The 9,544-nt window shown below is 59.4% G+C and carries 15 protein-coding genes and 1 pseudogene; 1 reads left to right on the top strand and 15 read right to left on the bottom strand.

The window, feature by feature from the left end; genetic code table 11:
- Positions 1-95: 95 nt before the first annotated feature.
- Positions 96-239: pseudogene (locus BLR51_RS24815) on the top strand (glutaredoxin); the annotation flags it as partial.
- Between the two features lie 103 nt (positions 240-342).
- On the opposite strand, the gene BLR51_RS24810 reads toward BLR51_RS24815, so the two are convergent.
- The 15 genes from BLR51_RS24810 to BLR51_RS24745 form a co-directional block, all read right to left on the bottom strand.
- Positions 343-1,080 carry a cytochrome c biogenesis CcdA family protein gene (locus tag BLR51_RS24810; protein WP_089852005.1) on the bottom strand — a complete coding sequence of 246 codons (738 nt, stop codon included), beginning with the start codon at positions 1,078-1,080 and terminating at the stop codon, positions 343-345.
- Positions 1,080-1,571, bottom strand: coding sequence for a hypothetical protein (locus BLR51_RS24805; RefSeq protein ID WP_089852003.1), 492 nt, complete (start codon positions 1,569-1,571; stop codon positions 1,080-1,082). Before BLR51_RS24805 ends, BLR51_RS24810 begins: the two co-directional genes overlap by 1 nt.
- A complete protein-coding gene (locus BLR51_RS24800) occupies positions 1,568-2,263 on the bottom strand; it encodes an SCO family protein (RefSeq protein WP_242656847.1) in 696 nt (231 codons plus the stop codon). Before BLR51_RS24800 ends, BLR51_RS24805 begins: the two co-directional genes overlap by 4 nt.
- 60 nt (positions 2,264-2,323) lie before the next feature.
- On the bottom strand, positions 2,324-2,596 hold the full coding sequence (locus tag BLR51_RS24795; protein ID WP_089851998.1) for a hypothetical protein: 273 nt from the start codon (positions 2,594-2,596) through the stop codon (positions 2,324-2,326).
- A 40-nt stretch (positions 2,597-2,636) separates the two neighbouring features.
- Positions 2,637-2,918: a hypothetical protein gene (locus tag BLR51_RS24790; RefSeq protein ID WP_068286437.1), complete on the bottom strand. Its 282-nt coding sequence runs from the start codon at positions 2,916-2,918 to the stop codon at positions 2,637-2,639.
- An 82-nt stretch (positions 2,919-3,000) separates the two neighbouring features.
- Positions 3,001-3,513, bottom strand: coding sequence for a TlpA family protein disulfide reductase (locus tag BLR51_RS24785; RefSeq protein ID WP_066010346.1), 513 nt, complete (start codon positions 3,511-3,513; stop codon positions 3,001-3,003).
- Positions 3,510-4,106 carry a DsbE family thiol:disulfide interchange protein gene (locus BLR51_RS24780; protein ID WP_043772511.1) on the bottom strand — a complete coding sequence of 199 codons (597 nt, stop codon included), beginning with the start codon at positions 4,104-4,106 and terminating at the stop codon, positions 3,510-3,512. Before BLR51_RS24780 ends, BLR51_RS24785 begins: the two co-directional genes overlap by 4 nt.
- Positions 4,103-4,480: a c-type cytochrome gene (locus BLR51_RS27515; protein WP_237267629.1), complete on the bottom strand. Its 378-nt coding sequence runs from the start codon at positions 4,478-4,480 to the stop codon at positions 4,103-4,105. Before BLR51_RS27515 ends, BLR51_RS24780 begins: the two co-directional genes overlap by 4 nt.
- 202 nt (positions 4,481-4,682) lie before the next feature.
- Positions 4,683-4,817, bottom strand: a complete 135-nt coding sequence (locus BLR51_RS28525; RefSeq protein ID WP_009503829.1) for a hypothetical protein — start codon at positions 4,815-4,817, stop codon at positions 4,683-4,685.
- A gap of 66 nt (positions 4,818-4,883) precedes the next feature.
- Complete coding sequence (locus tag BLR51_RS24770; protein ID WP_242656846.1) at positions 4,884-5,351, bottom strand: DUF411 domain-containing protein; 468 nt, start codon at positions 5,349-5,351, stop codon at positions 4,884-4,886.
- Between the two features lie 25 nt (positions 5,352-5,376).
- Complete coding sequence (locus BLR51_RS24765) at positions 5,377-6,816, bottom strand: multicopper oxidase family protein (protein WP_110506222.1); 1,440 nt, start codon at positions 6,814-6,816, stop codon at positions 5,377-5,379.
- 84 nt (positions 6,817-6,900) lie between these two features.
- Positions 6,901-7,260 carry a hypothetical protein gene (locus tag BLR51_RS24760; RefSeq protein WP_089851992.1) on the bottom strand — a complete coding sequence of 120 codons (360 nt, stop codon included), beginning with the start codon at positions 7,258-7,260 and terminating at the stop codon, positions 6,901-6,903.
- Positions 7,261-7,481: 221 nt separating this feature from the next.
- The gene (locus BLR51_RS24755) at positions 7,482-7,844 is read right to left on the bottom strand and encodes a SpoIIAA family protein (RefSeq protein ID WP_089851990.1); all 363 of its coding nucleotides are present in this window, start codon (positions 7,842-7,844) and stop codon (positions 7,482-7,484) included.
- Positions 7,816-8,781 carry a cation diffusion facilitator family transporter gene (locus BLR51_RS24750; RefSeq protein WP_089851988.1) on the bottom strand — a complete coding sequence of 322 codons (966 nt, stop codon included), beginning with the start codon at positions 8,779-8,781 and terminating at the stop codon, positions 7,816-7,818. The genes BLR51_RS24755 and BLR51_RS24750 overlap by 29 nt, the downstream gene beginning before the upstream one ends.
- Positions 8,771-9,526, bottom strand: coding sequence for a transglutaminase-like domain-containing protein (locus tag BLR51_RS24745; RefSeq protein ID WP_066010342.1), 756 nt, complete (start codon positions 9,524-9,526; stop codon positions 8,771-8,773). Before BLR51_RS24745 ends, BLR51_RS24750 begins: the two co-directional genes overlap by 11 nt.
- Between the last annotated feature and the right edge of the window lie 18 nt (positions 9,527-9,544).

The raw sequence follows: 9,544 nt of genomic DNA, 5'->3' as shown, positions 1-9,544 counted from the left end.
TCCGCGCATAAGACACGTCGTTTGCGACGTCGCTACGCACGTGTCTTAGGTCATCACGCCGCCTCGAGGCAGGCGGTGCCAATCGGGCCGTTACGGTCTATATCGACAAGCGCGAGTTGAAATGCGCCTGCGTCGGGGGGGACAGCAACGTGCCACTAGGGTTCGTCTCGCTCACCGAGAACTTGATGATGATGATCATGGGTATCTGGATGCCGATCCGGGTCTACCTGATCGGCTGACGGCCCCGCGACCTCTATAGGGGCGCGGCGTGTACGACCTTTTTGAGTGGGGGAGATGATCCCCACTTATCAGCCATCACGCCAAGAGCTGGTTCGAGGTTCGTCAGCCGATCGTCGCGAGAAAGGGAAACGTCCCCAGCAGCCAATAGGCAAACCGTGACAGTTGCCCGGTCATGATGGCAACTCCCATGATGATCATGGCAACACCCGCGCCCTTGTAGAGCCAGCGACCGGCCTTGCCGATCTGCCTTACCCGCGCGGCGATGGCGTCGGTGAACAGCGCAGCCAGCAGGAAAGGCACCCCCAGACCAGCGGAATAGATCGACAGCAGCCAGATGCCGTCCGACATGCCGCCGGAGGTCGAACTGAGTGTCAGGATCGCGCCGAGGATCGGTCCGATGCAAGGTGTCCAGCCAAAGGCGAAGGCCAGTCCCAGCACGTAGGCCCCAAACGGGCGACCGCCGGGAATGTCGAGATTGAAACGGGTATCGCGCGAGAACGCATTGAGACGAAAGACACCCAGCATGACCAGTCCGAACAGAATGATGATCGCGCCGCCGAGATAGTTCAGCTCGGTGCGCCATGTCAGCAGCAGGGATCCGAGCGCGCTGGCCCCGGCCCCGAGGGCGACGAAGACCGTCGAAAAGCCCAAGACAAAGCAGGCACTCAACCCGAGCGCCCCGGCGCGCGCCCGCAAGCCGACCGACCGCGTCATGCGCAAATCCGGCTGCCCTGCGATGTACGAGACATAGCCCGGCACAAGCGGCAGGACGCAAGGCGACAGGAACGAAATGGCCCCCGCCAGAAAGGCCGCGAAGATGCCGATGCCGGAGATGTCCATCACGCGTCACGCTCGGTGCTGAAGGGCCACACGGCCCACCAGAACGCGACCAGCGGGACCACGATCCATTGCAACACAGGTGACAGGCCCGCATCGAGGACCGGAATGATTGGCATCAGGTCCGAATAGGCCCAGGCGGCGCGGATCACGATGTTGAGCCATTCGCTGAACAGCGTGTATCCGAGCCCGAACACCACCGTCAGGACGGTCACAGACCGCCGCGTCGAGGCGACCAGGGGCCAGCCCCAGCCCGACAGCATGAGGGCAAGCATCAGCGCGCTCATGGCGATCAGGATATCACCACCCGTGCAATGGACGGCTGCGAAGACAATCTCACCCCAGGTGCCCTCGTTCCATATCGTGTAGAGCGGCATATGCGCGAACTCCCAGATCAAGTTGGCCGGGATGATCACCGCAAAATACCGACGCAGAGCTGTCAGGGAAATTCCGTCTGTCGAGGACAGCCTGACGCCAGTCGCGACGACACTCATTGAAACACACCTGTCAGCCGGTCCCACCAGCTGGGCTCCCGGCGTCGATGCTGGACGTTGTTGGTCAACTCGCTGACATAGAGGATCAGGTTCACGTTCTTGAAGTCCATGCCATGGAATTTTGCAGCGAACCGCCCGCCGATGTCCACGACATGGGTGACCGCTCCGTGCATCATCATGTCGCTGTCGGCGGTCATCGTGAACTCCAGCCCATAGTCCCGCGCCAGAACGCGCGTTGCATTTTCAGTCTGATCGGGACGTTTGGTTAGAATAACCCAATTGCTTGGATCGAGCCCATGCCGGTCCGAGTAATCGCGCAACACGTCTGGCGTGTCGTTCACAGGATCGGTCGTGATCGAGATGAACTGCACAAGCTCCTTCATCGGCCCGTCGTTGATCGAAGCCTGGACCGCCGCGATCTTTTCCGCATGGAGCGGGCAGATATCCGGGCAGTTGGCATAGATGAAATGAAGGATGACCACCTTGTCGCTGAAATCCGACAGGCGCACGGGATTCCCCTCGGAATCCTGCAGCTCGAAACCCGGAGCCTGCGCTGCATCGATGGCTTGGAAGTAGGGCTCCATCTCGAACATGCGCGCATCCAGGTTTTCCCCCGGATGATTGGCGAAGGCCGGAGACGAAATCGTGGCCGCGAGTATCGCTAAAGCGGCGCGCCGTGTCAGTGCTGTCAATTCTTGTATCCTTACAATAAATGCCTGCCGATCCGTTGACCGACAGGCATTTGGGCAAATCTAGCCGTCAGACTTTTCCGACGGCATCATGCCGCCGTCCATATTCTCGGTCATGGACGCCATCATCTCGGTGCAGGCTTCCATCATGGGTTTCATTTCGGCCATCATCTTCATCATGCCCATCATGTCGCCGTCCATCATGCCGCCTTGCATGGCCCCCTCATTCTGCATCATTTCGCCCGTTTCCGGCGTGGTCTGTTCCTGGGCGCTGACGGCAAATGCACTTGCGGTAAGGGCCGTCGCAACGACGAAAGTTGTAAGTGTTTCTCTCATGGTTTTCTCCTTGGGTTGATCGTGTGGTTATCGAAAGAACTCAGTCGGGAGACGCCCCGTCCGGCGAGTTGGAGCATCCCTTTCCAGACCCGCCCTTCATGCACAGACCCAGGCCGCACATCGCGGCACAGGGGGCCAGCGAGACCAGAACAGGCGCGAGCCCGATCGCGGTGAGCCATCCCCAGTTCAGGGCCATGCCGCCCCCCATCACGGTTGCCGCACCGACGAACAGCAATCGTCTGCGCGTCAACCACCGGGGCCAATTTCCTGCGCTTTCGATGTTGGCGGCACCCGCAATGTTGGAAGGTGATATTTCGGTCATCCGGAAAGTCCTTTCGATGATTAAAAGCTAGTCATTCCAGTTACTGGAAGGTCAAGGGTGAGCAGTGGACTTTTGCTGGGATTCATTCAATAAAGCTTCGCAAAAAGGACACCATCTCGGGATCATCCCATTCGGCCGGGCCGACCAGTCGCCCGAGCTCCCGCCCCTGCGCGTCGATCAGGATCGTCGTCGGCAGGCCAACGGTGCGCAGCGCGGTCATCGAAAGCATGGTCTGGTCGACATACATATTGAGATTGGTGACACCGATCTCGTCGTAGAAACGCCGAACGATCTGTGATCCGGCCCGGTCGATGGAAAGGGCAACCACTTCGAAGTCGTCGCCGCCAAGTTCCGCCTGAAGCGCATCGAGCGTCGGCATCTCTTCGCGGCAGGGGACGCACCAGGTTGCCCAGACATTCACGAGGATCACTTTGCCGCGAAAATCTTCCATGTCTCCGCGGCTGCCGTCATCTTTCTCGTAGCGCACATTGGCGACAGGCTGCGGGGTGTCGTGAAGTGCAAACCCTTGCGGTGTCGCGAAAGCCGCGCCGACGGACAGTGCCCAGGCGATCAGCGCCGGTTTCAGATTTTTCATGGCGTTTTCTCCTTGGCGGATTGGGTTTTGTGGTCACGGACGATCGGCAGCAGCGTTTCCTGCAGGATTGCTCGTGTGATCGGACCAACATGGCGGTAGGCGATGGTGCCGTCGGGCGCGATGACGTAGGTTTCGGGCACGCCATAGACGCCCCATTCGATACCGGCGCGTCCGTTGATGTCGGCCCCGATGCGCGCGTAGGGATCACCCAACTCGTCGAGCCAGGCGCGCGCCTGATCGGGCGGGTCCTTGTAGTTGATTCCGTAGAGCGGCACCTCACCGGTTGCACTCAACTCCATGAACAACGGGTGTTCGGCACGGCAGGGCACACACCACGAGGCGAAGACGTTCACCAGTGACACGTGTCCGATCAGGTCCTGCGTCGAAAGACCTTCTTCTCGGCCGAGCACCGGGGGCAGCGCGAAGTCGGGCACGGGTTTGCCGAGAAGTGCCGACGGCAAGTCGTCGCCACCCCTGAAAAGCCCCCAACCGAACAGGACCATGAGGGCAAAAGCTATCAGCGGAACCAGCACGAACCCGGAGATACTGCGTCGCGACACAGGGTCGGCATTTCCCTCGACCTCTTCCGTCATGGCTGGGCCTGCTCATCGGCAAGGGATCGGCTTTCCTGCGACGCGCGGATCCGGTTGGGCCATGTGCTCTTGATGTAGTCAATGATCGCCGTGATCTCATCGTCTGTCAGCACATCCTCATATCCGGGCATGTCGCTTTCGTACCCGTTCCCGACAATCGCCGCCGGTCCGCGTTTCACGATGTCGAGCAATACGCGGTCGGGGTGATGCCAGGTATGGCCGGAGGCGTCGTGCGGCGGGGCAGGCAACCTGCCGTTCGGCAATCGTGTGCGCCAATCTGATTGCCCCTCCAGGTTTGCCCCATGGCAACTGGCACAATTCTCTTGATAAAGGCGCTCGCCCATGAGCACGTCGCTCTGCGCCGCTACGGGCAAAACCGTCGTGGCGAGCAGGACAGCCGAGAGCCTAATCGTGTTTTTCACTAAGTTTCCGCCTTCTTGTTACGAGCCACCTACAGAGGACGATTAGTGCCGCGAGCGACGACAGGACAAGCAGGACGCAAAGCGCCCAGACCAACCCCATCGACAACAGGCTATCGCCGCTGCTGGCACCCTCAATCCGCATTCTGGCACATTTCTATTTTCCGCTGTCCGAGCGGATGTATTTGACCAAGGCGATCGCCGCGAGCACCAGCACACCCACGATCAGCAACCAGACGAGGCCCATCGCAATCATCATGCCGCCGCCCATCATTCCACCGTCCATCATCATGCATTCCATCCTTTGTTTTCCCTTGAAACCGGTCTGGCACGGGTTCGCACCAGACCGCGCGATTGATCATTCGACCGCATATACGGTCGGGCTCACACCTTCCTCGATGGTGTAAATCTTGAAGGGCTCCTGTTTCGCGCCGCCCATACCCGGCGACCCCAATGGCATGCCGGGAAGAGACACACCGGCAATTTCCGGGCGCTCTTCCAGCAGCCTGTTGACGACATCAATCGGCACGTGGCCGCTGATGACGTAATCGTCCAAAAAGGCTGTATGGCAGCCTTGGAAGTCATCCGGGATGCCCGCTTCGCGGCTGATCTGCGCCAGATCGTGGGTCGGCTTCACCTCCACCGTGAAACCGTTCTCGCGCAGATAGTCCGCGTAACTCTCGCAACATCCGCATTGTGGGTTCTTGTAGAGCGTGACCTCCTGCGCCGCGGCAGGCGCGGCATTCAGGCTCATCGCAAGGACGGCGACGGCACCTGCCGTGCCGAGGCTGGCAAATCCAAGTATCTTCTTCATCGGTTCCTTCATTTTCATCGTCCTAAGTGTGTGAGTTTCAGGTTTTGGTCGTGCCGGGTTCGACACGGATGACGCCCATCATGCCCGCCGCCTGGTGTTCCAGAATGTGGCAATGGAACATCCAATCACCGGGATTGTCCGCGACGAAGGCGATCTCGACCCGTTCTTCGGGTGCCATCAGGACAGTGTCCTGCCATTCGCGATACCGAGTCGGTTGTCCGTTGCGGGCGATCACACGGAACGAATGCCCATGAAAATGGATCGGATGGTGCCAGACGGTGCGGTTATCCATCTCGAACACGTGCGACGTGCCCTGCGGCAGGACCAGCAACGGGTCTATCATGTGACCCGTCGCGGCTTCGCCGTTGATGAACCACATGTTGCCCTTGCGCATCTGTTCCATCATCGACCCCATGCCGCCGCCCATCATCATCTGCCCCATCATTCCGCCGTTGAAGACGATCTGATGCCGCGCGGCCGACGCCATGTCCGGTTCGGCCAACGGGTTGGGGGGCAGATCCATCGACCAATCCGGCACCGTGTCCCGCAACCTGTCCGGCCCGTAGGCGAGATCGACCAGACGGTATTCAAGTCCCTCGTAGAAGGCATCGATGACGGTTACGGCATCTCCGGGCTTGCCGGTCAAGTCGATGACCAAATCGACACGCATCGCCGGGCCGATCACCACGACCCCGCCGTCAGGGGCATGGGGCGTCACGGGTTGACCGTCCAGCGCGACCACGACCGGAGCAAGACCCCCGAAATCCAGCCCGAATATCCGCGCTTTCGCCGCGTTGACTAGCCGCAAGCGGATGCGTTCGCCGGATCGCACCGCGATGCGTTCGGGTATCTGACCGTTGATGGTCACGGAATTGCCGATACGACCGCCGTGCATGGCGTCGTGGCGGCTGCCGAAGTCACCCGCAATCTGTCCGTGCCGGGTCATGCGCCAGTCGTCCAGCATCCAAGTCAGGTCACGATCCACGCGGATCGGGTCCGCTTCCTCGACAATCAGCGGCCCGTAAAGGCCGCGTCCAACCTGTTCCGAACTGCGCTGGTGCGGATGGTACCAGAACGTGCCCGCATCCAGCGCATCGAACTCGTAGAGAAAATCGCCATCAACCGGGGTCGGATCCTGTGTAAGGAACGGCACTCCGTCCATCGCATTGGGCGTGCGGATGCCATGCCAGTGGATTGTGGTTCCTTCATCCAATCCATTCTGAGCCAGAACGCGGAGTAGGTCGCCCTGGCGTACTCGGATTTTAGGGCCGGGGACGGATCCATTATAGCTCCAGACATTAATCGGGCCGTATGGTGACGGGCGCAGGGCGGCCTGTCCGGATGCCGCGCGTAGGACGAATGGGTCCCCAGTTGGATCGGCCATCGCCATTTGTGCAGGTGACAGAGCGGATAGGGCTGTGAATGCGGCACCTGTGCGAAGCACGTGCCTTCGTGAAATCGGTCTGTGGAGGATCATCGCAACTGCCTTGATCTGAAAAGGTCGCACTCAGCCAGCTTCGGCCAAGGCAACAATCAGGCCTCGCAGCAGGCGAGGCCGGTTTCAGGTTCCGAGAGGCAGTTTGGGAGGGAATGGATCAAGCGACGGATTCGCGCCGAGTGGGATCAAAGGTTCGGCACCCCGGACGGCAGTACCAAACGGCATCGCGAGCCGCGCTGACGGCATCTTGGCAAGGAGGCCAGCCGTACCGCTGGAGCCGCAGGGAACAGGACACCCACCTTCACAGGCAGTACCGTCAGCAAATCCGGCGGGATAGCAACCATTGCAGAGGCCATCGGCGCTTTCGGCGGTTTCCATCTGCGCCATCGCCGTGTCCGACATATTGGCCGACGACACATCCGGCGCAGTCACGGCACCGAAGGTCAGCATGAGAATCAAAACAAGGCGAAAAACGCGGAACATGAACAATTCTTAGAACCTTCCAGTAAGGGGAGGTCAAGCGATATTCTGTAACTTGGACGTGATGCCCCTGTAGCCTCACGATCTTGAGGCGGATCTCATTTCACTCGAATCGCACATCGGCACACAGTACCCGGTTAACGTCGCTACGTAGTAGGGCCGGATCCGCCAGAAGCATTATTCCATATTCAATTCAGTTAGTCCTTTTCTTGCAGAATCGTTGGCTACCCGTCATGCGCCCACGCAATTGCGGACTCGGTATCGCTGGATTCGAACCACTGCATCTCGGAGCCCGTCAGTAGGTTGACCACCCGTGCGCCCCATTTCATCCATCTGCGTTCTCCGACAACCGCTATGCGACGGAAATCGTTCACGTGGGCGGTGTCGATCTTCAGATCTTCCAGGATCGCCGAAGGCTCTTCGTAGCCCTCGAAACTTGTAAGGTCGAGAACCAGACCCGGATTATCGGTTGTTCCAAGACGTTCATGAAGCAGCGCGTGCATTTTCTTGAAGTCTGCCTCTGTCAACTTGCCTTCGCAGACGAGCCCGATGACATCATCATGCTCGGTCAGCGTTTCCTTGAACATTGGTCTTCTCCTTTTCACTTGCGTTGCCGTGACCGTAGAGATCGGCGTACTGATGAGCGCGATCCTCATGCTCAAATTCGAGACTGGAATGGCTGATGCCGAACTCTTCCTTCAGCCGCTTCTTGATCGCGCTCTTGATCTCTTCGATCTTCGACCAGCCCTCGGCTGCCACGACGACATGGCAGTCGAGCGCAGCCTCGTGCTCTTGCATTTGCCAGAGATGGACGTAGTGGACGTCGGCGACGCCTTCGACTTTCCGCATCGCTTCGACGACGGCCTCGTTGTCGATGTCCGGCGGGCTCCCGAGCATCAGGGTTCGGATTGGGCCGCCTATTTCAGTGAAAGACAGATACAGGATGTAGATCGCGATGCCGATGGTGATGGCAGGATCGACCCAACGCATGTCGTAAAGGATGATCAGCGACCCACCGACGATAACCGCGACCGAAGCAAGCGCGTCCGACAGGTTATGCAGGAAAAGCGCGCGGATGTTCACGCTGCCCTTCTGCATCGAATAGGTCAGCATTGCGGTCAGCGTGTCGACCACAAGCGCAATTCCACCGAGAATGACGACGGTCCACCCCATGACTTCGGGTGGATCAATCATGCGCATGCCACCTTCGTAGATCAGATAGAAGCCGATCACGATGAGGGTGGTGTAGTTGATCAGGGCCGCCACGATCTCGACCCGGCCATAGCCGAAGGTCATGCGTTCATCGGCCGGGCGGCGCGCGATCTTGCGTGCGGCGAAGGCAATGACAAGCGAGGCCATATCGGAAAAGTTGTGCAGCGCATCGGCGATCAGTGCCAGACTACCCGAGAATATGCCCCCGACGATCTGCGCAACGGTAAGAAGCCCGTTCGCCCAGATGGCGATGGCAACCCGCCGGTCCCCAGAATTCGGATCGATAGGCGCGTGCCCGTGGTCATGTGGCATTGGCAGGCTCCGCGTGCGCGTGTGTCGCGCGTCGGTCAGTCTTCAGGCGGCCGCTGCGGAAACCACGTACGCGCGCATTCATCCAGTGGCGTATTATATGACGGTAAAGGGCGCCACGCAGCCATCCAAAGGATTGCTCATGGGACAAATAGAAGGCGTCCGGCGTATCGTACACGCCAAAATCTTGCACAATGCCGGTTTTCTGAATGTAGGTATCTTCTCCGTTCCAGGCGACGGGAGGCGCGCCAAGGCAATCCGTGCCCGCGCCATAACCGCAGAGACTTTCTGTGTTCGAGAATGACGTTTGCAGGACATCGAGGAAAGCGTCATCCAGGATGAAGCCTTCAAGGTTGATCCAGGCACCTTGAAATTCGATCTCGACCCATGAGTGGAGAATTTCCTGCGGAGCAAGCGGATACACCAGCTCAGGGACAACACCGCGCTGCAAGCCTTTGTGGATCGTGAAGCCATGCAACCGGCAACGAATGCCAACACCACGCAGCAGCGCCATCAAGAGCGTGCCTTTGGTATTGCACTGCCCGTAGCCGTCGGAAAGCACTTCGGATGCGGGGATGTCGTCAGCTCGATTGTATCCGAACGCGATTTCATTCCGAACGAAATCATAGGCAGCTCCGACCCGATCGTATTCGGATAAGCCGCGCCAGCTGCGGTTCTCAATTAGATGCGCAAGAGGCGCGGCATCAAAATCCAGTAGTTTGGTGGGTACAAGTAGGGGGTCGGTCATCTGCAACGGGTCGCTCCT

This window comes from Salipiger marinus (genome assembly GCF_900100085.1).
In the GTDB taxonomy this organism is placed as follows: domain Bacteria; phylum Pseudomonadota; class Alphaproteobacteria; order Rhodobacterales; family Rhodobacteraceae; genus Salipiger; species Salipiger marinus.
The sequence above is the reverse complement of the archived record's forward strand: the minus strand, read 5'-3'. Positions and strand labels throughout refer to the sequence as shown.

What these genes read in the sequence shown, in the direction of transcription:
- BLR51_RS24810 (WP_089852005.1), bottom strand. Translation starts at nt 1,080, where the DNA reads ATGGACATCTCCGGCATCGGCATCTTCGCGGCCTTTCTGGCGGGGGCC.
- BLR51_RS24805 (WP_089852003.1), bottom strand. Translation starts at nt 1,571, where the DNA reads ATGAGTGTCGTCGCGACTGGCGTCAGGCTGTCCTCGACAGACGGAATT.
- BLR51_RS24795 (WP_089851998.1), bottom strand. Translation starts at nt 2,596, where the DNA reads ATGAGAGAAACACTTACAACTTTCGTCGTTGCGACGGCCCTTACCGCA.
- BLR51_RS24790 (WP_068286437.1), bottom strand. Translation starts at nt 2,918, where the DNA reads ATGACCGAAATATCACCTTCCAACATTGCGGGTGCCGCCAACATCGAA.
- BLR51_RS24785 (WP_066010346.1), bottom strand. Translation starts at nt 3,513, where the DNA reads ATGAAAAATCTGAAACCGGCGCTGATCGCCTGGGCACTGTCCGTCGGC.
- BLR51_RS24780 (WP_043772511.1), bottom strand. Translation starts at nt 4,106, where the DNA reads ATGACGGAAGAGGTCGAGGGAAATGCCGACCCTGTGTCGCGACGCAGT.
- BLR51_RS28525 (WP_009503829.1), bottom strand. Translation starts at nt 4,817, where the DNA reads ATGATGATGGACGGTGGAATGATGGGCGGCGGCATGATGATTGCGATG.
- BLR51_RS24770 (WP_242656846.1), bottom strand. Translation starts at nt 5,351, where the DNA reads ATGAAGGAACCGATGAAGAAGATACTTGGATTTGCCAGCCTCGGCACG.
- BLR51_RS24765 (WP_110506222.1), bottom strand. Translation starts at nt 6,816, where the DNA reads ATGATCCTCCACAGACCGATTTCACGAAGGCACGTGCTTCGCACAGGT.
- BLR51_RS24760 (WP_089851992.1), bottom strand. Translation starts at nt 7,260, where the DNA reads ATGTTCCGCGTTTTTCGCCTTGTTTTGATTCTCATGCTGACCTTCGGT.
- BLR51_RS24755 (WP_089851990.1), bottom strand. Translation starts at nt 7,844, where the DNA reads ATGTTCAAGGAAACGCTGACCGAGCATGATGATGTCATCGGGCTCGTC.
- BLR51_RS24750 (WP_089851988.1), bottom strand. Translation starts at nt 8,781, where the DNA reads ATGCCACATGACCACGGGCACGCGCCTATCGATCCGAATTCTGGGGAC.
- BLR51_RS24745 (WP_066010342.1), bottom strand. Translation starts at nt 9,526, where the DNA reads ATGACCGACCCCCTACTTGTACCCACCAAACTACTGGATTTTGATGCC.